Genomic DNA, 23,270 nt, shown 5'->3' on the forward strand with positions numbered 1-23,270 from the left:
CTACTGCCCCGTCCTAGTGCTTTCTTACAAGCACGTATTTTCAAACTCATTTTCTCAGGTTCAGCATGACTACAAGGTATATCTTCGTTACTGGTGGCGTGGTTTCATCACTAGGTAAAGGCATTGCAGCAGCATCATTAGCTGCAATTTTAGAGGCCCGCGGTCTCAATGTAACCATCATGAAACTGGACCCTTACATTAACGTTGATCCGGGTACCATGAGCCCAACCCAACATGGCGAAGTATTTGTTACTGAAGACGGTGCAGAAACAGATCTCGACTTGGGTCACTACGAGCGTTTCATCCGTACTAAGATGAATCGTCGTAACAACTTCACTACTGGTCGTATTTACGAAGAAGTATTACGTAAAGAACGTCGTGGCGATTATTTGGGCGCAACCATTCAGGTTATCCCACACATCACTAATGCGATTAAAGAAAAAGTATTAGCTGGTGGCGAAGGTCATGATGTGGCTATCGTCGAAATCGGCGGTACTGTGGGTGATATCGAATCCTTGCCGTTCCTAGAGTCTATCCGTCAGCTCGGTGTTGAGCTGGGTCGTGATCGTACTCTTTTCATGCATTTAACCTTAGTGCCTTTCTTAGGCGCGGCTGGCGAAGTGAAAACTAAGCCAACTCAACACTCAGTGAAAGAGCTGCGTTCTATCGGTATTGCACCAGATGTGCTGGTTTGCCGTGGTGATCGTGCGATTCCTGCGAATGAAAAAGCCAAAATTTCGCTGTTCTGTAACGTCGAAGAGCGTGCGGTTATTTCATTAAAAGATGTTGATAGTATTTATAAAATCCCAGCTTTGTTACGTTCGCAAGGTTTGGATGACTTAGTAGTTAAGCGTTTCGGCTTAGAATGCCGCGAAGCGGATCTGTCTGAGTGGGAAAATGTGATTTATCAAGAAGCTAATCCAAACGGCGAAGTCGTTATTGGTATGGTGGGTAAATACATTGAACTGCCAGATGCCTATAAGTCAGTTAACGAAGCATTAAAACACGCTGGCCTTAAAAACCGCGTATCAGTGACCATCAAGTACATTGATTCACAAACCGTAGAAGCCAAAGGCGAAGAAGTCTTACAGGGCTTAGACGGTATCTTAGTACCAGGCGGTTTTGGCGAGCGTGGTGTTGAAGGTAAGATCTTGGCGGCAAAATTTGCCCGTGAAAACAATCTACCGTATTTCGGTATTTGTTTAGGTATGCAAGTTGCCCTGATTGAATTTGCGCGTAATGTTGCCGGCATGGCTGATGCACATTCAACTGAATTCAATAAAGAAACACCATTCCCAGTCGTAGGTTTGATCACTGAATGGATTGACGAAGAAGGTAACGTCGAGCAGCGCCATGAAGCGTCTGACTTAGGTGGCACTATGCGTTTAGGCGCTCAATTGTGTCATTTACTCGATGGTTCGAAAGCGGCCCAAGCCTACAAAGGGACTAGCTGTGTAGAACGTCACCGTCACCGTTATGAAGTGAACAACAAATACAGAGAGCGTTTAGAACAAGCTGGCATGATCTTCAGCGGTTTGTCTTCTGATCGCAAGCTGGTGGAAATGATCGAATTAAAAGATCACCCATGGTTTGTAGCAGGTCAATTCCATCCTGAATTCACCTCAACTCCGCGCGATGGTCACCCATTGTTCGAAGGGTTTATTGCTGCGGCAAGTGCGCATCAAAAACGTGATCTGAAGTAAGAATATTTGAGGCCGGACCCGCGACAGTGGGGCCGGCCTTTTGTTACACTCATCGCTACTTGAAACATAAGAACTTAATACCTCTGGGTATAAACAGCATGCGTATCAGTTGCATCTGTATGGACGCAAACCGTAAATGGAATTTTGTTATTTTCTGCGGTATGTGACTTCCATTTATTCCCATAGGTATTGGTTTTTTCTTTTATCTTTAAACTTAAATCGAGGGTGTTATGGCTAAGATTATTAACGTGATTGGTCGCGAGATTATGGATTCTCGTGGTAACCCAACTGTTGAAGCCGAAGTGCATTTAGAAGGTGGTTTTGTCGGTATGGCTGCGGCGCCTTCTGGCGCATCGACCGGTAGCCGCGAAGCGTTAGAATTACGTGATGGCGATAAGAGCCGTTATTTAGGCAAAGGCGTATTAACAGCTGTTGCTAACGTAAACGGCGTCATCCGCGCTGCATTATTAGGCAAAGATGCCACTGCACAAGCTGAGCTTGATCAAATCATGATCGACTTAGATGGCACAGAAAACAAAGACAAGTTAGGCGCAAATGCGATTCTGGCTGTGTCTTTAGCGGCTGCTAAAGCAGCAGCAGCATCTAAAGGTATTCCTTTATACGCGCACATCGCTGAATTAAACGGTACACCAGGCCAATATTCTATGCCTGTGCCTATGATGAACATCTTAAACGGTGGCGAGCACGCGGATAACAACGTTGATATCCAAGAGTTTATGGTGCAACCCGTTGGCGCGAAAACCTTCCGTGAAGCACTGCGCATGGGCGCTGAAATCTTCCATACGCTGAAAAAAGTATTGCACGACAAAGGTCTAAGCACTTCTGTGGGTGACGAAGGTGGTTTTGCACCTAACTTAGCCTCAAACGCTGATGCGTTAGCCATTATCAAAGAAGCGGTTGAACTGGCTGGCTACAAGTTAGGTACGGATGTGACCTTAGCGCTAGATTGTGCCGCATCTGAATTCTACAAAGACGGCAAATACGATTTAGCGGGCGAAGGCAAAGTATTCGACTCGAACGGTTTCTCTGATTTCTTAAAATCATTGGCTGACCAATATCCAATCGTGTCTATCGAAGATGGCTTAGACGAATCAGATTGGGATGGTTGGGCTTATCAAACTCAAATTATGGGCGACAAGATCCAATTAGTGGGCGACGATTTATTCGTTACTAACACTAAAATCTTAACCCGTGGTATTGAAAACGGTATTGCTAACTCAATCCTTATCAAGTTTAACCAAATTGGTTCATTGACAGAGACTTTAGCGGCTATTCGTATGGCGAAAGAAGCGGGTTATACCGCCGTGATTTCACATCGTAGTGGTGAGACTGAAGATTCAACCATTGCAGACTTAGCCGTGGGTACTGCTGCTGGTCAAATCAAAACCGGTTCACTGTGTCGTTCTGACCGTGTCGCTAAATACAACCAATTGCTGCGCATCGAAGAGCAATTAGGTGAAAAAGCCCCATACCGTGGTTTGAAAGAGATCAAAGGTCAGGCGTAATTTAATATTTGATGTAAAAAGGCCACCACTTGGTGGCCTTTTTTGTTGTACTATCTGCTGTATATTTTTTTAATCCAAGATACTGACGCTAATTCCTCCATGAAATTTTTTGTCATTGCACTCATAGTGCTACTCGGTGTACTGCAATTCCGTCTTTGGTCGGGAGGTAATAGTCTTCCTGAATATTTCGTTCTGCAAAAACAAATTGCCGCCCAGCAAGAAGGTAACGCCAAACTCAATGAGCGTAACCAAGTGCTAAAGGAAGAAATCATCGATCTGAAAAGTGGTACAGAAGCCATCGAAGAGCGCGCACGCAACGAACTTGGCATGGTTAAAGAAGGCGAGACCTTCTATCGCGTCGTGGGTGGTGAGCGCTCGGTATCGAGTCCATCTCAGTAATATGGAGTTAGGATGACAGAGCTAGGACATTTAGATCTTGGATTAAATGAACAATCCAATCCCGATAGTCAATCTGATCTGGTAACACAAATTGAATTGCAGCGCCAAGCTGAGCATGTCACTCAAGCTGTGGTTGCCATCGTTCCTGCTGCGGGCATAGGTAGCCGTATGGGCGCCGACAGACCTAAGCAATATCTTGAGGTGTGCGGCCAGAGTATTCTTGCTCATACCTTAGATAAGCTCTTGTCCCATCCGCACATTTCTCAAGTGATCGTCGCCTTACATTCGAACGATACTATCTTCGATACCTTGCCACAGGCCGTGCACCCCAAATTGATTACAGTATTAGGTGGCGGTGAGCGCGCTGATTCTGTGTTGGCGGCGCTGCAAATTGCGCCCGAGCACAGTTGGGCCTTAGTGCATGATGCGGCAAGACCTTGTTTAACCGCGACGGATATCGACAAGTTACTCGCATCTAGAGTGCAATTCCCCCAAGGTGCTATTTTGGCAATGCCTGTACGCGATACCATGAAGCGCGCGAATAAACAGGGTGAAATCAGTACCACTGTGTGCCGCGATAATTTATGGCATGCATTGACGCCGCAGTTATTTCCAGCGCAGCAATTAAAAAATTACCTCAATGCGGCTCTGGCTGCAGGTGCGGTAGTCACAGATGAGGCTTCGGCGATGGAATGGGCGGGGATATCACCCGGACTCGTTTCGGGCCGTGCTGATAATATAAAAGTAACGCATCCCGACGATTTAGGGCTAGCCGAACTGTTTTTGATGCGTGCCGTTAAATAGTCATAATCAAAGTAAAATAATACGTTAGGAATATTAAATGAAAATCCGTATCGGCCATGGTTTCGATGTGCATAAATTTGGTGCGGCGCGGCCACTTATCCTTTGTGGCGTGGAAGTACCCTATGAAACAGGCCTAGTCGCACATTCAGATGGTGATGTGGTACTGCATGCGATTTCCGATGCCATCCTCGGTGCTTTAGCGCTCGGTGACATAGGCAAACATTTCCCCGATACCGATGCCGCCTATAAGGGTGCCGATAGCCGCGTATTGCTGCGTCATTGCTATGCTTTAGCGAGAGCGAAAGGCTTTGTGCTCGGCAATCTTGACGTCACTATCATAGCCCAAGCTCCTAAAATGGCACCGCACATAGAGGCAATGCGCCAGATATTAGCCGCCGATTTAACCGCGGAACTTGACGATATTAATGTCAAAGCGACCACGACTGAACAGCTTGGATTTACCGGGCGTAAAGAAGGTATTGCGGTAGAAGCCGTGGTACTTATGGCCCGCAAACACGATTAACTTAAGAGTAAAAAAGTCCCATGAGCGAATTACATTATCTGTATGGTAAGCCTTTAGGTACAGCAGATCTAAGAACCCAAAATAGCGATTTTATCGTGAAAGAGATTTTGCCTTTTAGCCCGACGGGTGAAGGTGAACATCATATGCTGCATGTACGCAAAGAAGGGCTAAATACAGTACAAGTCGCGGAAATGATCGCTAAGTTTGCTAAGGTGCCTCCAAAGGAAGTGACCTACGCTGGGCAAAAAGATAAAAATGCCATCACAGAACAATGGTTCGGTGTGCGTATTCCTGGTAAAGAAACGCCTGCTTGGAAGGATCTCAATAGCGAGCGTTTGACCATATTGTCGAGCAGCCGCCACAGCAAGAAACTGCGAATTGGTGCCTTAGTCGGTAACCGCTTTATTCTTACCCTGAGAAATGTCACCCAAGTGGAAGACATTATCAGTCGTATCGAAAAGGTCGCTCAAGTGGGCGTGCCCAATTACTTTGGTGAGCAGCGCTTTGGTCACGATGGCAAAAACTTAGTGTTTGGTCGCCAAATGATGGCGGGTAAAAAAGTGAAAGACAGAAATAAGCGCAGCATGTATTTGTCTGCCGTGCGCTCAAATCTGTTTAACACTGTAGTGTCGTACCGATTAGCCAACCATGGCACTAAGCCTTTAGCGGGTGATTGTGTGATGTTAGCGGGCAGCAAAAGCTTCTTCGTGACGCCTGAATGGGATCTCATCGTATTGAAGCGTCTGATTGAAAAAGACATTCAACTTTCTGCACCATTGTGGGGGCGCGGCATGATGTTACCCCAAGGTGAAGCTGCTGCGGTAGAAACCTTAGCCATGAGTGAGTTAGCTGACGATTGCTATGGTTTAGAGCACGCCGGATTAGAGCAAGAACGCCGTCCGTTACTGCTTGAGCCCCAAGGCCTTAAATATGAACAAACCGCTGATGGCTTAGTGCTGGAGTTTGTGTTGCCTGCGGGCAGTTTTGCAACATCATTATTGAGAGAGTTGGTTAATTATCAAGATGTTAAAGAGCAGCAATGGCAAGCGACATTGGTGCAGGAGCCTGCGCCTGAGGTAACTAACGCTAACGTAGTGGCTAACACTGATACTGTTAAGACTGAAGCAGAGTCATGATCCGTATCCTTGTTAGCAATGACGATGGGATTAATGCTCCAGGTATCAAAGCCTTATCTGAGGCTTTGGCTGAAATAGCGACTGTGCTGACTGTTGGGCCGGATCGAAATTGCTCTGGTGCGAGCAACTCATTAACCTTGACTAATCCATTAAGAATTAATAGGTTAGATAATGGCTATATTTCCGTTCACGGTACACCGACAGATTGCGTTCATTTGGCTATCCGAGAATTATGTGATGGCGAACCTGATATGGTGGTGTCTGGCATCAATGCGGGGGCAAATATGGGTGATGACACCTTATATTCGGGGACAGTTGCCGCCGCGATGGAAGGACGCTTTTTAGGTTTTCCTGCAATAGCGATTTCGCTTAATGGCCGTAAATTCGAACATTATCAATCGGCTGCTGTTTATGCTCGGCGGATAGTTCAAGGTTTGTTGGCCCAGCCTTTGGCAAAAGATCAGATCTTAAATGTGAATGTGCCTGACTTGCCACTTGATCAAATTAAAGGCATCAAAGTGACTCGCCTCGGTGCTCGTCATAAGGCCGAAGGCATAGTGCGAACGCAAGATCCTGCCGGACGTGAAATCTTCTGGCTTGGTCCACCGGGACAAGAGCAGGATGCCACAGAGGGCACTGATTTTTATGCTATCGCCAATGGCTATGTTTCAATTACGCCCTTGACGGTTGACTTAACCGCCTACGGACAACTAACGGCATTGCAAAATTGGGTAGATAAAATATGACTCGAGTTGCCTTAACATCGGCGGTGAATTTAGCTAAAAAGCTTCAAGATGCGGGGATCCGTAATCAAGCCGTGTTAAAGGCGATATCGCATACGCCGCGAGAAATGTTTCTCGATAATGCGCTAGCCCACAAAGCTTATGAAAATACGGCTTTGCCAATTGGACAAGGGCAAACCATTTCGCAGCCTTATATCGTTGCCCGTATGAGCGAACTCTTACTGCACAAGATGCCACAGCGAGTGTTAGAAGTGGGGACTGGATCGGGCTATCAGGCAGCCATTTTGGCTCAATTGGTGCCTCAGCTTTGTACTATCGAACGGATCAAAGGTCTACAAATTCAAGCAAGACAGCGTTTAAAACGATTAGATTTGCATAATGTGTCGTTTAAATATGGCGATGGTTGGTTGGGATGGGCTAATCGTAGTCCGTTCGATGCCATTATGGTAACTGCGGCGGCGGCGACTATACCAGAAGCTTTACTGTCTCAGTTGGCTGATGGAGGGGTGTTAGTCTTACCTGTGGGAGAGGATACTCAGCAATTGATGCGTATTACGCGCACTGCTGACCGCTTTAGTTCTGAAACCATTGAAACGGTTAAATTTGTACCTTTAATTAATGGAGAGTTAGCTTAACCTTGTGTTGTGCTACTGTGTTAAGCGAAGTGCTTGTTTTGCACAGAAGGCGTCATTTTTTCATCATAAACAGTAATACAACCTTACCAAGGAGTTTTTATTGTTGAATGCGGGTTTACTCTTAAACCTTTGCTTTATATTTCTGCTTGTAGGCTGTAGCTTTCAGGCCAGCAGACCCGCACCCGTCGAAAATATTTCCCATAGCTACTCTAAAAATAGCAAAGGCCACATTAAATCGAATTCATATAAAGTTAAAAAAGGTGACACTCTCTACTCTATTTCTTGGGGGGCAGGGAAAGACTTTTCTGAAATAGCTAAACTTAATCAATTAGATAACCCTTATACAATTTACCCTGGACAGATTTTATATTTAACTAATGCTAAATCTAGTAACCAATCAAAATCTACGACTTTAGATGGAAATATAACGGGTAATTCAGATGCTAACTCAAGTAAAAGTGATAAAAAACAATTAGATGATAAGGTTTATCAGTCTAATGCTAAGTCAAGTAACGATCTGAAAAAAACACTTGATCAGAAAGCTAAGCCCGCGTACCTTGTAACAAGTTCCCAACAAAACGTTAACCAGCTAATGGTTCCACCCACCTCAACACTGCCAGCCAGTGTGAGTCAGTGGCAGTGGCCAGTAAGAGGGAAGTTAATCGGAACTTATTCTGCCAATGAGCAGGGAAATAAAGGTATTAAGATCGCGGGAAATCGGGGAGATATCATCAAAGCTGCTGCAGATGGGCGGGTGGTATACGCAGGAAGTGCTCTTAGGGGTTACGGTAATTTAGTGATTATTAAACATAGTGACGATTACCTTAGTGCTTATGCTCATACGGACAAGATCTTAGTCAAAGAAAAGCAACATGTCCTCGCAGGGCAGACTGTTGCAAAAATGGGCAATACAGGTGCCAATCGGGTAATGTTACATTTTGAAATTCGTTACCATGGACAGTCTGTAAACCCACTTACTTATTTACCTAAACAATGATTGTTTGGGGCCTTGTTGGCAAATGGAGGATAGGAAATTGCACTAATTCAGCAGTTTAATTAGGTTTGGGAGATTTGATCATGAGCCGCATAAATAGCACTGCCGCAGAAGCACTAGTAGATTTTTCCGTAGAAACCGTAGACTTTGATCTTGAAAAAGAAGAAGTTGCCACCGATCTAGTCCAAGAGCTAGGAATAGAACAACAGGTCCAAGATGACCTGCAAAAAAATCTTGATGCCACTCAACTTTATCTAGGTGAGATTGGTTTTTCCCCACTGCTTAGCGCAGAAGAAGAAGTTTACTTTTCCCGTAAGGCCTTAAAAGGTTGTGCAAAATCCCGTAATCGCATGATCGAAAGTAATTTACGTCTCGTCGTAAAAATTGCACGTCGTTATAATAACCGCGGCTTAGCACTGCTCGATCTTATCGAAGAGGGTAATTTAGGTTTAATTCGTGCCGTAGAAAAGTTTGACCCAGAAAGAGGTTTTCGTTTTTCAACCTATGCGACTTGGTGGATCAGACAGACAATTGAACGCGCTATCATGAATCAAACTCGTACTATTCGTTTGCCTATTCATGTTGTTAAAGAACTCAACGTATACTTGCGTACTGCCCGTGAGTTAGCACAAAAACTGGATCATGAACCTACAGCGGAAGAAATTGCTGAAAAACTGCAAGTTTCTAGCTCTGATGTGAGCCGCATGCTTAAGCTGAATGAAAAAATTACCTCTGTTGATACGCCTTTGGGGGGCGATAACGAGAAAGCATTATTAGATGTATTGGCCGATGATGATAGTGTTGGCCCTGACTATAAAGTGCAAGATGAAGACATCTCTAACTCTGTGGTGAAATGGCTTAACGAGTTGAACACAAAACAAAGAGAAGTATTAGCCCGTCGTTTTGGTTTGTTAGGTTATGAACCTTCTACGCTTGAAGATGTGGGGGCTGAAATTGGTTTAACCCGTGAACGTGTTCGTCAAATCCAAGTCGAAGCATTAAAACGCTTACGTGATTTATTGGGTTCTCAAGGTTTATCTGTTGAAGCTTTATTTAGAAACTAATATCTGTCTTCTAGTGCCTTTCAGAGAAGCTATCCAGAAAATGCACTTAGTGTGAGATCACGCCATAAAGTAAAACGCCCACTATAGAGTGGGCGTTGTTATTTTTAGGCTTTTATTTAGATCACCTGATGTTTAGCTCAAGCGTTTCAGTTCATAGAGTAAATCAAGCGCCTGTTTTGGCGTTAAGTTATCGGGATTAATGCTACTTAATTTAGTCAAAGCTGGATTTTCAACCGGTTCAGGTAAAGCGAGTAAGCTTTGAATGGGCGTCCTCGTTCCTTCTGGTTGATGATCGCGACTCTCCAATTGCTGCAATTTATGTTTCGCTGCTTTAATCACTTTGTTTGGCACGCCGGCAAGCGCTGCAACTTGTAAGCCGTAGCTTTTACTGGCGGCGCCTTCTTGTACTGCATGCATAAAGGCGATGGTATCATCGTGCTCTATGGCATCAAGGTGCACATTGTAAACACCTGCCATTAAGTCAGGTAATTGAGTTAGCTCAAAATAATGGGTGGCGAATAGGGTCATAGCCCCGACTTGCTGGGCTAAATACTCTGCTGCCGACCAAGCTAGCGATAAACCATCATAGGTGGATGTTCCACGGCCGATTTCATCCATTAACACTAAACTACTGGCAGTGGCATTGTGCAGAATGTTGGCAGTTTCAGTCATTTCTACCATAAAGGTTGAGCGGCCAGAGGCCAGATCGTCTGATGCGCCAATACGGGTAAAGATGCGATCAATTGGGCCAATCAGGGCGCGATCTGCTGGCACAAAACAACCAATATGGGCCATCAGCGTAATCAAGGCGACTTGACGCATATAGGTCGATTTACCGCCCATGTTGGGTCCGGTGACAATCAACATACGTCTTTGGTTGTGCAAGGTCACTGGGTTAGCGATAAACGGCGTTTGGCTAACACGCTCCACCACTGGGTGGCGACCAGCCTCTATCTGTACGCCGATATCTTGGCTCAGCTCTGGACAAGTGTAGCCTAAGGTTTCGGCACGCTCGGCAAAGTTACTCAGTACATCAAGCTCAGCCGCTGCTCTAGCAAAAGCCTGTAATTCATGCAATTTTGGCAGAATAAGATCGAATAACTGTTCCCATAACTGCTTTTCGAGTGCCAGGGCTTTACCTTGGCTCGAGAGGACTTTTTCTTCGTATTCCTTAAGTTCGGGCGTGATATAACGCTCCATATTCTTAAGTGTTTGGCGTCGTTGATAATTGAGCGGTACTTGTGAGGATTGCAGACGGCTCACTTCGATGTAATAGCCGTGTACGCGGTTATAGCCGACTTTAAGTGTATTGATGCCAGTACGTTCTTTTTCTCTGGCTTCAAGTTGTACTAAGTAATCACTCGCTCCTTCGCTCAGGCCGCGCCATTCATCTAGTTCGCTGTTGTAGCCTTCACGGATCACTCCGCCATCGCGGATAAGCATGGGAGGATTATCGACTATCGCGCGCTCAAGTAGGGCTTGCTCGGTGGGGAACTCACCTAAGTGTTGACGCAATTGAGTCGTGTGCGGCGCGCTCAGTGTACTTAAACTCTGTTGTAATTCAGGCAATAAGCCCAGTGCTTGACGTAAACGTGCAAAGTCTCTTGGGCGAGCGGTACGCAGCGCGAGTCTTGCCATGATACGTTCGATATCGCCAAGTGCCTTTAACTGCTCATGCAAACTTTCGTGGGCAGCGGTATCGAGGAGTTCAGTCACCGCCTGTTGGCGCGCCTTGATTTGCTTAGGATCTCGCAGAGGCTGATGGATCCAGCGTTGTAACATACGGCTGCCCATAGGCGTTGCCGTATTATCCAATACTGCCGCTAAGGTATTATCGCGGCCACCGGCAAGGTTTTGAGTTAATTCTAAATTTCGGCGAGTTGCCGCATCGAGTACTATACTATCGGTTTGATTGAAACGGATAATGGCATTGATATGGGGCAGTGCCGTGCGCTGTGTGTCTTTTACATATTGCATCAAGCAACCCGCAGCCTGCAGTGATAAACGTGCATCTGCGATGCCAAAACCATGTAAGTCTTTAGTGCCAAACTGGGCCAGTAGTAACTTGATACTCGTATCGTAATCAAATTCCCACTCGGGGCGACGGCGTTTGCCTTTAAAACCGTTAAGTAGACCTAGTTCGCCAAAGTCTTCACTGTAGAGAATTTCAACGGGATTAGTGCGTTGCAATTCTGCTTCTAATGACTCTCGTGTGTTGAGCTCTGCAATCACAAAACGTCCGGATGAAACATCTAATGTGGCATAACCAAAACCAACTTTACCTTGATAAACCGCGGCTAACAGATTGTCTTGGCGTTCCTGCAGCAACGCTTCGTCGGTTAAAGTGCCTGGCGTGACAATTCGCACCACTTTACGTTCTACTGGCCCTTTAGATGTCGCGGGATCGCCAATCTGTTCGCAAATCGCAACTGATTGACCAATTTGAACTAATTTTGCAAGATAGCCTTCCACAGCATGGTAAGGAAGTCCCGCCATCGGAATAGGATCGCCACCACTTTTACCGCGCGCAGTGAGTGAAATGCCTAACAGCTCAGAAGCGCGTTTAGCATCGTCATAAAACAACTCGTAGAAGTCACCCATGCGATAAAACAGCAACATATCGTGATGTTCTGCTTTCATCGTCAAGTACTGACGCATCATAGGAGTATGTTTTTCTAAATCATCGGTATCAATTACATTCATTAAATCGTTATCGTCCGTTGTGACTGCCTAAAGGCGATACAGTTTGTGTGGTTAAGGGTGATTAAGCGCTATGGAAGCGGAAGACTGCTGTACAATTTTCAGCTAAAAAGACCACGCAAAATTTGTTGCGCCAATCTTAGCAATAATTTAGCGAAAATTGAGCCCTTAACGATGGATATTGATCAAAGGGAGCTATTATCTGATTTGATATTCGCTAAAACCTTGGCCATATTAAAAATCCTATCAGCTAAAAATAATTCAGTCACAGGTCTTGATACTGTATGATTGTACAGTATACTAGTCAGCAGAATTAAGACAAAAAGCGCGGCTTTTTGAATTACCCGTTTGTAAATTGAATATCACTTTTGACAGCTTAATGCTTGTCTTGATGAGGGAACAGGAATGAAGGTCGATCCAAATAAAGAGAAAGCACTTGCTGCGGTATTGATCCAAATTGAGAAACAATTTGGTAAAGGCTCCATCATGAAGCTGGGCGAAGATCGCTCTATGGATGTTGAGACCATTTCTACCGGTTCTCTGTCTCTGGACGTTGCTTTAGGTGCTGGCGGTTTGCCAATGGGTCGTATCGTTGAGATCTATGGTCCTGAATCATCAGGTAAAACAACACTGACTTTAGAAGTGATTGCGGCAGCGCAACGTGAAGGCAAAACCTGTGCCTTTATCGATGCAGAGCATGCGTTAGACCCTATTTATGCTAAAAAATTGGGCGTAGATATTGATAACCTGCTGTGTTCGCAACCGGATACCGGCGAGCAAGCGCTTGAGATTTGTGATGCTTTAACTCGCTCAGGTGCTGTTGACGTTATCGTAGTCGACTCAGTGGCGGCATTAACGCCTAAAGCTGAAATCGAAGGCGAAATTGGTGATTCTCACATGGGCCTAGCGGCGCGTATGATGAGCCAAGCTATGCGTAAACTTGCGGGTAACTTAAAGCAATCTAACACCTTACTTATCTTCATCAACCAAATTCGGATGAAGATTGGTGTGATGTTCGGTAACCCAGAAACTACAACCGGTGGTAATGCGCTGAAGTTTTATGCTTCTGTTCGCCTAGACATTCGCCGCACTGGTGCCATTAAAGACGGCGATGAAGTGGTCGGTAACGAAACTCGCGTTAAAGTGGTGAAAAACAAGGTTGCAGCGCCGTTTAAGCAAGCTGAGTTCCAAATCCTTTATGGCCAAGGTATTAACCGTACTGGTGAGTTAGTAGACTTAGGCGTAGCCCATAAGTTGATTGAAAAAGCGGGCGCTTGGTACAGCTATAAAGGCGATAAAATCGGCCAAGGTCGTGCTAATGCTGGCAAATATCTGACTGAAAACCCAGCTATTGCTGCTGAAATTGACAAGACGCTACGTGAGTTGCTTTTGAGTAATCCGAGTGCCTTGGCTTCTAAAGCTGATGATAGTACTGAGGACAATATTGATTTAGAGACAGGCGAAGTATTCTGAGTCAGTCAGCCCATCAAATTGCGGTCGCGCTGTTAGCGCGCCGCGATTATTCCCGTTTACAAATCCGCGATAAATTGCTCGAAAAAGGTTTCGAACTTAACGATATCGAACCTGTACTCGATGCTTGCGAATCCTCCGGTTTTATTAATGATGCTCGTTATGCCGAACTGTTGGTGCGTAGCCACATCAGTCGAGGCCACGGTGCAATACGCATCCGCCAAGCAATCGCACAGAAAGGCTTATCTAAAGACTGTATTGAAGCTGCTTTGGTTAATTGTGATTGTGACTGGTTTGAGCTAGCAAAAGATAAAGCCACCAAGAAATACGGTGTACCTCGCGTAACAGAAGTGAAGGGCTCTAAAGCTCGGGATCTCATCGCAAAGGAAAAGGCCAAACGAGTGCGTTTTTTAATGGGCCAAGGCTTTAGCTACGATCAAATCACTTACGCACTAGATTCAGATCCCAATGATCTCGATGAAGATTATTAAATTTGAAGCTAATACTGTAAAAGCTCATCTAAATATCATCAATGGGTATTGTCAATTTCATACTTCACATTAGACTCACTTGCTTAAATATTGTCCGTGCCGCGATAAACTTACGCCGTCTTTATTTGTGCTTTATCCTGTCGTTTTGCTTCTAGTGACTCTGGTGTGGGCGATTCACGTTAAAATATTAAATTCCTGATGTGTATATCACCAATCAAGACTGGTCGTCCTTCCTTAGTCTGCTTATAATGCTGGGCAAATAGAAATACGGCTAGCCTAAGGCGTAGCTGGTAATGCTTACCCAATTCAGGATGATTTCATGTATCAAACTACAGCAGAGCTCAGAAGCGCTTTCCTCGAATTTTTCCGCAGCAATGGTCATCAAGTTGTGGACAGTAGTTCATTAGTGCCAGGCAACGATCCCACACTTTTATTTACCAATGCAGGCATGAACCAGTTCAAGGACGTGTTTCTTGGCATGGACAAACGCAATTATACGCGTGCGACCACTGCTCAACGTTGTGTACGCGCCGGTGGTAAACATAACGATTTGGATAACGTTGGCTACACAGCACGTCATCACACCTTTTTCGAAATGCTAGGTAACTTCAGTTTTGGTGATTATTTCAAAGAAGAAGCGATTCGTTTGGGTTGGACTTTTTTAACTGAAACGTTAAAGCTGCCTAAGGAACGTCTGTGCGTCACTATTTATCAGACAGATGATGAAGCCTTTGAAATCTGGAATAAAAAAATTGGTGTCGCTGCCGAGAACATCATACGTATCGGTGACAATAAAGGTGCTGCCTTTGCGTCAGATAACTTCTGGCAAATGGGTGATACCGGTCCTTGTGGTCCATGTACTGAGATTTTTTATGACCATGGTGATCATATTTGGGGCGGACGTCCTGGCAGTCCTGAAGAGGATGGTGATCGTTTCATCGAAATCTGGAACATCGTTTTCATGCAGTACAACCGTCAAGCATCGGGTGAAATGTTACCTTTGCCTAAGCCCTCGGTTGATACAGGTATGGGGATTGAGCGTATTGCTGCGATTATGCAGGGCGTACATTCTAACTACGAAATCGATATTTTCCGTACTTTGATTGCTAAAGCCGCAGAGGTCATTGGTGTTAGTGATTTATCTGAAAAGTCGCTGCGAGTCATTGCCGATCATATCCGTTCATGTGCATTTTTAATTGCCGATGGCGTTATGCCGTCGAACGAAGGCCGTGGTTATGTGCTGCGCCGTATTATTCGCCGTGCAGTTCGCCATGGTAACAAGTTAGGTGCGACCGAAGCTTTCTTCTACAAGCTGGTTCCGTCTTTGATTGCGGTGATGGGCGATGCAGCAAAAGGGTTAGCTGAGACTCAAGCGATTGTTGAAAAGGCACTGAAAGCGGAAGAAGAGCAATTTGCCCGTACGCTTGAACGTGGTTTAGGTATTTTAGATACGGCCTTAAACGAGTTGAAAGGTGACACCTTAGACGGCGAAACCGTATTTAAGCTGTATGACACCTATGGCTTCCCAATGGATTTGACCGCTGATGTCTGCCGTGAGCGCAACATCATTGTCGATGAAGCCGGTTTCGAAGTCGCCATGGCTGAGCAACGTAGCCGCGCACAAGCTGCCGGTAACTTTGGTGCAGATTATAACGCTGCGCTGAAAATTGATACTGAAACTGCATTTAGTGGTTACACCGAATTAGCGGGTCAAGCTAAGGTCACCGCGATTTATCAAAATGGTGAGTCAGTGACGGCGATCAAAGCGGGTGATGAAGCCGTTGTCGTGCTCGATGTAACACCTTTCTACGCGGAATCTGGCGGTCAAGTAGGCGATAAAGGCCAATTGGTTGCAAACGGTATTGAGTTTACGGTAAACGATACGCAAAAGTATGGTCAAGCAACGGGCCATCAAGGTGTTTTGGCTACAGGTAGCTTGAGCGTTGGCCAAGTTATTGAAGCGAAAGTGGACAAAAAACTGCGTCACCGTACTCAGTTAAACCATTCTGTTACGCATTTACTGCATGCCGCACTGCGTCAAGTGCTCGGTACTCATGTCTCGCAAAAAGGTTCTTTGGTTGATCCTGAGCGTTTACGTTTTGACTTCTCCCATTTCGAAGGCGTAAAAGCTGCTGAATTAAAAGAAGTTGAAGAATTAGTTAACACTCAAATTCGTCGTAACCATGAACTTAAAACCGCTGAAATGGGCATAGATGAAGCTAAAGAGAAAGGCGCTATGGCACTTTTTGGTGAGAAATATGATTCACAAGTGCGTGTTGTGACTATGGGCGATTTCTCTATCGAATTGTGTGGCGGCACCCATGTGGGCCGCACTGGCGACATCGGCTTATTTAAGATCACCTCAGAAGCGGGTATTGCTGCAGGTGTACGTCGTATCGAAGCCGTGACTGGTGCTGCCGCTATGGCTTTTGTGGCGCAGCAACAAGCTGAACTGGAAGAAGCTGCAGCCTTATTGAAAGGCGATGCCAACTCAGTGGTGGCTAAGTTAAAAGTGCAGCTCGATAAGATGAAGCAACTCGAAAAAGAAATGGCGCAGCTGAAAGATAAGCTAGCGGCCGCAGCGAGTGCAGACTTAGTGGGCGATGCCGTTATAGTTAATGGCGTTAACGTACTGATCAAAAAATTAGACGGCGTTGAGGCAAGTTCATTACGCGGCTTGCAAGATGAATTAAAACAGAAATTGAAATCGGCCATTATCGTGCTTGGTACTGCGCAGGAAGGGAAAGTTAACCTGATCGCGGGTGTGAGTAACGATCTGATCGGTAAAGTCAAAGCGGGTGAGCTCGTCGCTATGGTCGCTGCACAAGTGGGCGGTAAAGGCGGTGGTCGTCCTGATATGGCTCAAGCGGGCGGTAGCCAGCCAGAAAATCTGGATGCGGCATTGGCTCAAGTATTACCTTGGATTACTGAGCGTCTAGCTTAAGAGGTTGCTGTGCCCCAAAAACGAAAGCTTAGTGGTAGCAAGCTTTTTGTGAAAAAGTTCGGCGGTACTTCGGTGGGTTCTATTGAACGTATCGAAGCGGTCGCTGAGCAGATTACAAAGTCAGCTCACAATGGTGAGCAGCAAGTCTTAGTTTTATCCGCGATGGCGGGTGAGACGAATCGCCTGTTTGCACTTGCAGCACAAATTAATCCGCGCGCCTCGGCGCGCGAGTTAGACATGCTAGTATCGACGGGTGAGCAAGTGAGTATTGCTTTGATGTCGATGGCGCTACAACGTCGCGGCATAAAAGCAAAATCCCTTACGGGCGATCAAGTGCAAATTCATACAAATAGTCAATTTGGCCGCGCCAGCATTGAGCGAGTTGATACTGAATATTTGCAGTCTTTGCTTGCCGATGGTGTTGTGCCGATCGTTGCAGGGTTTCAGGGCATCGATCCTCAAGGCGAAGTGACCACCTTAGGACGCGGTGGTTCAGATACCACTGCAGTAGCCTTAGCGGCAGCGTTAGAAGCCGATGAATGCCAGATTTTTACCGATGTGGCTGGGGTATTTACCACAGATCCGAATATTGATAGCAGTGCACGTCGCCTCGATGTGATTGGGTTTGATGTGATGCTCGAAATGGCAAAGCTCGGCGCTAAAGTATTGCATCCCGATTCTGTTGAATACGCCGAGCGTTTTCGCGTACCGCTGCGAGTATTGTCGAGCTTTGAAGCTGGGCAGGGGACGTTAATCCAATTTGGCGACGAGTCGGAATTAACTATTGCCTCGTTAGTGCAAGGTATCGCGATTAATAAGGCGCTGGCAACGCTAACGATTGAAGGGCTGTTTACCACCAGTGAACGTTATCAAGCGCTGTTAGGCTGCTTAACGCGATTGGAAATCGATGTGGAATTTATTTCTCCATTGAGGATCCATGAGGATGATCCTTCGGGTCGCGTCAGTTTTATGCTCGCTGAAGCTAAGGTCGATACTCTACTTAATGAGCTCGAAGGCTTAAGTGAAAGCCTCGCACTCGGGCCATTGATTATCGAACGTCAACGTGCAAAAGTATCTTTAGTTGGCAAAGGTTTACAGGCAAAAATGGGATTATTGACTAAGATGTTAGAAGTCTTGGGTAATGAAACTATTCATGCTAAGTTACTCACGACGTCAGAGAGTAAATTATCAACCGTTATCGATGAAAGGGACTTACACAAGGCGGTTCGGGCGTTACATCACGCTTTCGAGCTAAATAAGGTGTAATTAAATAACCGTTTGAGTATTGAATACTATTAATTTGTACTAAGCTGACCTTATAATAAGCCCATCTACCGGATGAGTGCCGTGTGTAAGCTGAATTAAGAAATAAAGGAGCTATCGAATGCTGATTTTGACTCGTCGTGTTGGCGAAACACTGATGATTGGTGATGAAGTCACAGTTACAGTGCTAGGGGTAAAAGGCAATCAAGTGCGTATTGGTGTGAATGCACCAAAAGAGGTTTCTGTTCATCGCGAAGAAATCTACCAACGCATTCAATCTGAAAAATCAGGTACACCATCGGAAGGTGGTAACTTTTAGTACCTTGTTTTGGCAAGCGTACTACGGCAACAGAAGAGTCAGTTTTTTAACTGGCTTTTTTATTTTTTAGACCGAAAGATTGGCGTAAATCAATACATTGGCTTGATATAACAGCAATGTGATTAAAAACAGTTCAAATGGAATCTGTTTCGGAAAAAGGGTTTGACTTATTTTCGTCAAACAGTAATATGTGCGCCAAGAAAACGGAGAGGTGGCCGAGTGGCCGAAGGCGCTCCCCTGCTAAGGGAGTATGGGCTTTAACTCCCATCGAGGGTTCGAATCCCTCCTTCTCCGCCATTTCTTACTGATAGAAAACAGTGCGCGTGTAGCTCAGCTGGATAGAGTACCTGGCTACGAACCAGGCGGTCGGAGGTTCGACTCCTTCCACGCGCACCATTTTTTATTAGTGTTTGATGTAAAAGTAAATTTAGATACAAGTCGCGCGTGTAGCTCAGCTGGATAGAGTACCTGGCTACGAACCAGGCGGTCGGAGGTTCGACTCCTTCCACGCGCACCAATTTAAATTAATATAATTTAAATCGTATTAATGTTTTACCGTTTAACATGCGCGTGTAGCTCAGCTGGATAGAGTACCTGGCTACGAACCAGGCGGTCGGAGGTTCGACTCCTTCCACGCGCACCAATTTAAATTAATATGATTTAGGTCGTATTAGTGTTTTACCGTTTAACATGCGCGTGTAGCTCAGCTGGATAGAGTACCTGGCTACGAACCAGGCGGTCGGAGGTTCGACTCCTTCCACGCGCACCAATATAGTTAACGAGATACGTCTTGTTGATTTAAAGCGTTAAACGCGGAGAGGTGGCCGAGTGGCCGAAGGCGCTCCCCTGCTAAGGGAGTATGGGCTTTAACTCCCATCGAGGGTTCGAATCCCTCCTTCTCCGCCATTCTATTCTCTTAGTCGAGGGGAATAGAATAAATTTGCCAGATAAAAGTGCTTATCCTAGACTCAATCTTTATTGGATCTTAGAAGTACAAAAACGAATTTGCGCGTGTAGCTCAGCTGGATAGAGTACCTGGCTACGAACCAGGCGGTCGGAGGTTCGACTCCTTCCACGCGCACCATATAGATAAGCCCTGCAAGCAATTGCAGGGCTTTTTTATTTTTTAATCTGTAATGGTTTAACTCATTATATTTTTACCCGCTTAGGTTTAACCTTAACTTTGCATCATCATCTTTTGCTTTACCTTAGCTATCTTCGGTGTCGCTATCTTTAGCCATTTCGTTTTAAACACTTCTCTTTCTTAGGTTCAACTCACTGAAGAATCTGCTTTTGCTTGTGTTGAGAGTCTATGACGACATTGGATATCTATGTCAGCTCTCTCAGTGCTGTCTCTGGAGGTATTAGCTGTTCTTTAGTCTACATATGTGGTGTTTACGCATGTCGGCAGTGATGGGCTACGTGTGAGCTCATGAGCGATAGACCACGGGGAATGATGAGGATGAATGGTGTGGTGGTTTCAATACAGTGCCGTAGGTTAAATGACAGTGTTTAGAGTTGACTCGGGTTAAAGGCGGCATTTGGCTCAAGAACGTAGATTAAGGCTCATAATTGCTCATAGATTGCAGCGATATAGATACAAGAAGGGCAGCCAAGTGGCTGCCCTTCATTCAGTTAGAACTAATCATAACAAGTGAATCAGAGTAAATGAGAAGCTTAAGCTTCTAACTTAGCGAACTCTGATTTTTGTTCGTTGAGCTTGTCCATGTCACGCTTGAGATCGGTCATCTTAGCGCGCTCTTTGTCGATAACCTCGGCTGGAGCTTTTGCCACAAAACCTTGGTTCGACAATTTACCTTCGATGCGCGCGATCTCTTGGCCGAGTTTTTCAAGCTGTTTGTCGATACGGGCCATTTCGGCGGCGACATCAATTAAGCCTGCCATAGGGATCAGCAGCTCCATCTCGCCAATCAAACCTGTGGTTGACATAGGGGCAGTTTCACCTTCACCTAGAATCGTCATGCTTTCTAAGCGAGCAAGCGTCGTGAAGAAGGTTTGGTTTGCTTCTACACGGGCTTTATCCTGCGCGCTAACACCACGGAGTAGGGCATTTAATGGCTTAGAAGGGGCAATGTTCAGTTCGGCGCGAATGTTACGCACGGCGACAATCACTTGCTTAACCCATTCTAAATCGGCCATTGCTGCACTATCGACTTTAGCGGCATCAAATGTTGGGAACGGCGCAAGCATAATGGTATCACCTGTGACACCTACTAACGGTTTAACACGCTGCCAAATGGTTTCAGTGATATACGGCATCATAGGGTGCATCAGACGCTGCATCGCTTCGAGCACTGTCACTAAGGTGTGGCGGGTGCCGCGCATTTGCGCTTCGCTGCCGTTTTGCAATACCGGTTTGGTTAACTCTAAGTACCAGTCACAGAACTGGTTCCAAGTGAACTCATACAGGGTATTGGCCGCTAAGTCGAAACGATAGGCCGCCATGTGATCGTCAAAGGTCTTAACGGTTTGATTGAATAAACCAATAATCCAGCGATCGGCCAACGACAGTTCTAGCTCGCCGCCTTTGTACTGTGGTGAGCCTGGGCCGCAATCTTGATCTTCTGTGTTCATCAGCACGTAGCGTGAGGCGTTCCATAACTTGTTACAGAAGCTACGGTAACCGTCTAAGCGCTTCATGTCCCAGTTGATGTCACGACCCGTTGAGGCCATCGCCGCAAGCGTAAAGCGCAGTGCATCAGTACCGTGGGCTTCTATGCCATTTTCGAACTCTTTGCGAGTGCTCTTTTCAATTTTAGCGGCCAGCTGTGGCTGCATCATATTACCGGTACGTTTTTCAACTAGCGTTTCTAAATCAATACCGTCGATCATATCTAATGGATCGAGTACGTTCCCCTTAGATTTTGACATCTTGTTACCCGCTTCATCGCGGATAAGGCCAGTCACATATACGGTTTTGAACGGGACCTGTGGTTTACCGTCTTCATCTTTGATGAAGTGCATGGTCATCATGATCATACGGGCAACCCAGAAGAAGATGATGTCAAAACCTGTCACCAACACGTCGGTTGGATGGAAGGTTTTTAAATCTTCTAAATTGTCAGGCCAACCTAAGGTTGAGAACGTCCACAGGGCTGAGCTGAACCAAGTGTCCAGTACGTCTTCGTCTTGGCGTAATGTCATTGAGTCGCTGATATTGTGCTTAGCACGCACTTCGGCTTCGTTGCGGCCGACATAGACTTTGCCATTTTCGTCGTACCATGCAGGGATACGGTGACCCCACCACAATTGACGCGAAATACACCAGTCTTGAATGTCGCGCATCCACGAGAAGTACATGTTCTCGTATTGCTGCGGCACAAATTTGATGCTGCCATTTTCAACGGCTTCGATAGCGGTTTTCGCCATGGGCGCAACAGCCACATACCATTGGTCGGTTAGCATCGGTTCGATAACCACACCTGAGCGATCGCCATAAGGGACTTTCAAGGCGTGTGGCGCGATTTTTTCGAGCAGGCCTAAGGTTTCAAATTCAGCGACGATAGCATCGCGCGCTTTAAAACGATCAAGTCCGGCAAAGCGCTCAGGCAAGCTGCCATCGAGGGTTTTGTTAAAGGTGCCGTCAGAGTTAACCACTTCGGCGCTTACGCGAATGGCGGCATCTAAGGTCAGCACGTTGAACATGGGTAGGCTATGACGTTTACCGACTTCATAGTCGTTAAAGTCATGGGCAGGGGTGATCTTCACGCAACCTGTACCAAAGGCCATATCGACGTAATCGTCGGCGACGATAGGAATGCGGCGATTCACTATTGGCAGTAGAATATATTTGCCAATCAAGGCTTGATAGCGTTCATCATCGGGATGCACTGCAACCGCACTGTCGCCGAGCATGGTTTCTGGGCGCGTGGTAGCGACTTCTAAATAGTCTTTACCATCGGCTGTCAGTTCACCGTCGGCCAGTGGATAACGCAGATGCCACATGTGGCCCTGTTTTTCTTTGCTTTCCACTTCTAAATCAGAGATAGCCGTGTGCAGCTTTGGATCCCAGTTGACCAAACGTTTACCGCGATAAATCAACTCGTCTTCGTACAGACGTACAAACACTTCTTGCACGGCCTTGGACAAGCCTTCGTCCATAGTGAAACGCTCGCGGTCCCAATCAACAGAAGCGCCCATACGACGTAGCTGCTTAGTGATAGTGCCGCCCGATTGCGCTTTCCATTCCCACACTTTATCCATAAAGGCATCGCGACCTAGGTCATGGCGATTTTTGCCTTCTTCGGCTTCAAGCTTGCGCTCAACCAACATTTGGGTGGCGATACCCGCGTGGTCGGTACCGACTTGCCATAGGGTATTTTTGCCTTTCATCCGTTGGTAACGGGTCAAGGTATCCATGATGGTGTCTTGGAAGGCGTGGCCCATGTGCAAGCTGCCCGTCACGTTAGGGGGCGGGATCATGATGCAATAATTGCCTTTGGATTCATCGCCATGTGGCTTGAAGTAACCTTGCTCTTCCCAGTTTTGGTAAAGCGTTTGCTCGATGGACTGCGGATCGTATGTTTTTTCCATGG

17 protein-coding genes and 7 tRNA genes are annotated in these 23,270 nt (G+C 46.0%); 22 read left to right on the forward strand and 2 right to left on the reverse strand.

Features of this window, described 5'->3' with window-relative positions:
- Positions 1-65 precede the first annotated feature (65 nt).
- The 10 genes from L5L77_RS01100 (at position 66) to rpoS (ending at position 9,527) form a co-directional block, all read left to right on the forward strand.
- Positions 66-1,703: a CTP synthase gene (locus tag L5L77_RS01100; RefSeq protein WP_106651225.1), complete on the forward strand. Its 1,638-nt coding sequence runs from the start codon at positions 66-68 to the stop codon at positions 1,701-1,703.
- Positions 1,704-1,933: 230 nt separating this feature from the next.
- Positions 1,934-3,229: a phosphopyruvate hydratase gene (gene eno / locus L5L77_RS01105; protein ID WP_105251763.1), complete on the forward strand. Its 1,296-nt coding sequence runs from the start codon at positions 1,934-1,936 to the stop codon at positions 3,227-3,229.
- Between the two features lie 99 nt (positions 3,230-3,328).
- Complete coding sequence (gene ftsB / locus L5L77_RS01110) at positions 3,329-3,628, forward strand: cell division protein FtsB (RefSeq protein WP_105253074.1); 300 nt, start codon at positions 3,329-3,331, stop codon at positions 3,626-3,628.
- A gap of 12 nt (positions 3,629-3,640) precedes the next feature.
- A complete protein-coding gene (gene ispD / locus L5L77_RS01115; RefSeq protein WP_263221843.1) occupies positions 3,641-4,432 on the forward strand; it encodes a 2-C-methyl-D-erythritol 4-phosphate cytidylyltransferase in 792 nt (263 codons plus the stop codon).
- A gap of 37 nt (positions 4,433-4,469) precedes the next feature.
- Positions 4,470-4,955: a 2-C-methyl-D-erythritol 2,4-cyclodiphosphate synthase gene (gene ispF / locus L5L77_RS01120; RefSeq protein WP_168822943.1), complete on the forward strand. Its 486-nt coding sequence runs from the start codon at positions 4,470-4,472 to the stop codon at positions 4,953-4,955.
- A 20-nt stretch (positions 4,956-4,975) separates the two neighbouring features.
- On the forward strand, positions 4,976-6,091 hold the full coding sequence (truD, locus tag L5L77_RS01125) for a tRNA pseudouridine(13) synthase TruD (RefSeq protein WP_263221844.1): 1,116 nt from the start codon (positions 4,976-4,978) through the stop codon (positions 6,089-6,091).
- Positions 6,088-6,837, forward strand: a complete 750-nt coding sequence (gene surE, locus L5L77_RS01130) for a 5'/3'-nucleotidase SurE (protein ID WP_263173238.1) — start codon at positions 6,088-6,090, stop codon at positions 6,835-6,837. Before truD ends, surE begins: the two co-directional genes overlap by 4 nt.
- On the forward strand, positions 6,834-7,469 hold the full coding sequence (locus tag L5L77_RS01135) for a protein-L-isoaspartate(D-aspartate) O-methyltransferase (protein ID WP_028761363.1): 636 nt from the start codon (positions 6,834-6,836) through the stop codon (positions 7,467-7,469). The genes surE and L5L77_RS01135 overlap by 4 nt, the downstream gene beginning before the upstream one ends.
- Positions 7,470-7,569: 100 nt before the next feature.
- Entirely contained in the window at positions 7,570-8,466 is an 897-nt protein-coding gene (locus L5L77_RS01140; protein ID WP_219251260.1) for a peptidoglycan DD-metalloendopeptidase family protein, read from the forward strand.
- A gap of 80 nt (positions 8,467-8,546) precedes the next feature.
- On the forward strand, positions 8,547-9,527 hold the full coding sequence (gene rpoS / locus L5L77_RS01145) for an RNA polymerase sigma factor RpoS (protein ID WP_028761361.1): 981 nt from the start codon (positions 8,547-8,549) through the stop codon (positions 9,525-9,527).
- A 132-nt stretch (positions 9,528-9,659) separates the two neighbouring features.
- On the opposite strand, the gene mutS is transcribed toward rpoS, so the two are convergent.
- Positions 9,660-12,230, reverse strand: coding sequence for a DNA mismatch repair protein MutS (gene mutS, locus L5L77_RS01150; protein ID WP_263185703.1), 2,571 nt, complete (start codon positions 12,228-12,230; stop codon positions 9,660-9,662).
- A 402-nt stretch (positions 12,231-12,632) separates the two neighbouring features.
- On the opposite strand from mutS, the gene recA reads away from it, so the two are divergent.
- The 12 genes from recA (at position 12,633) to L5L77_RS01210 (ending at position 19,798) form a co-directional block, all read left to right on the forward strand.
- On the forward strand, positions 12,633-13,700 hold the full coding sequence (gene recA / locus L5L77_RS01155) for a recombinase RecA (protein WP_263185705.1): 1,068 nt from the start codon (positions 12,633-12,635) through the stop codon (positions 13,698-13,700).
- A gap of 17 nt (positions 13,701-13,717) precedes the next feature.
- Positions 13,718-14,188, forward strand: a complete 471-nt coding sequence (locus L5L77_RS01160; RefSeq protein WP_371135013.1) for a regulatory protein RecX — start codon at positions 13,718-13,720, stop codon at positions 14,186-14,188.
- Positions 14,189-14,507: 319 nt separating this feature from the next.
- Positions 14,508-17,132 carry an alanine--tRNA ligase gene (alaS, locus tag L5L77_RS01165; protein WP_263185706.1) on the forward strand — a complete coding sequence of 875 codons (2,625 nt, stop codon included), beginning with the start codon at positions 14,508-14,510 and terminating at the stop codon, positions 17,130-17,132.
- A gap of 9 nt (positions 17,133-17,141) precedes the next feature.
- The gene (locus L5L77_RS01170; protein ID WP_006082603.1) at positions 17,142-18,398 is read left to right on the forward strand and encodes an aspartate kinase; all 1,257 of its coding nucleotides are present in this window, start codon (positions 17,142-17,144) and stop codon (positions 18,396-18,398) included.
- A gap of 118 nt (positions 18,399-18,516) precedes the next feature.
- Positions 18,517-18,714, forward strand: coding sequence for a carbon storage regulator CsrA (csrA, locus tag L5L77_RS01175; RefSeq protein WP_006082602.1), 198 nt, complete (start codon positions 18,517-18,519; stop codon positions 18,712-18,714).
- A 205-nt stretch (positions 18,715-18,919) separates the two neighbouring features.
- A tRNA-Ser gene (locus L5L77_RS01180) sits at positions 18,920-19,011 on the forward strand.
- Between the two features lie 22 nt (positions 19,012-19,033).
- Positions 19,034-19,110 (forward strand) — tRNA-Arg (locus L5L77_RS01185).
- Between the two features lie 44 nt (positions 19,111-19,154).
- Positions 19,155-19,231, forward strand: a tRNA-Arg gene (locus L5L77_RS01190).
- A gap of 49 nt (positions 19,232-19,280) precedes the next feature.
- Positions 19,281-19,357: transfer RNA gene (locus tag L5L77_RS01195), tRNA-Arg, on the forward strand.
- Between the two features lie 49 nt (positions 19,358-19,406).
- Positions 19,407-19,483 (forward strand) — tRNA-Arg (locus tag L5L77_RS01200).
- 45 nt (positions 19,484-19,528) lie between these two features.
- Positions 19,529-19,620: transfer RNA gene (locus tag L5L77_RS01205), tRNA-Ser, on the forward strand.
- Between the two features lie 101 nt (positions 19,621-19,721).
- Positions 19,722-19,798, forward strand: a tRNA-Arg gene (locus L5L77_RS01210).
- 593 nt (positions 19,799-20,391) lie between these two features.
- Here the strand turns inward: L5L77_RS01210 and L5L77_RS01215 are convergent.
- Positions 20,392-23,268, reverse strand: a complete 2,877-nt coding sequence (locus tag L5L77_RS01215; protein WP_263221846.1) for a valine--tRNA ligase — start codon at positions 23,266-23,268, stop codon at positions 20,392-20,394.
- Positions 23,269-23,270 lie beyond the last annotated feature (2 nt).

The organism is Shewanella sp. SM29 (genome assembly GCF_025654245.1).
GTDB lineage: Bacteria > Pseudomonadota > Gammaproteobacteria > Enterobacterales > Shewanellaceae > Shewanella > Shewanella oncorhynchi.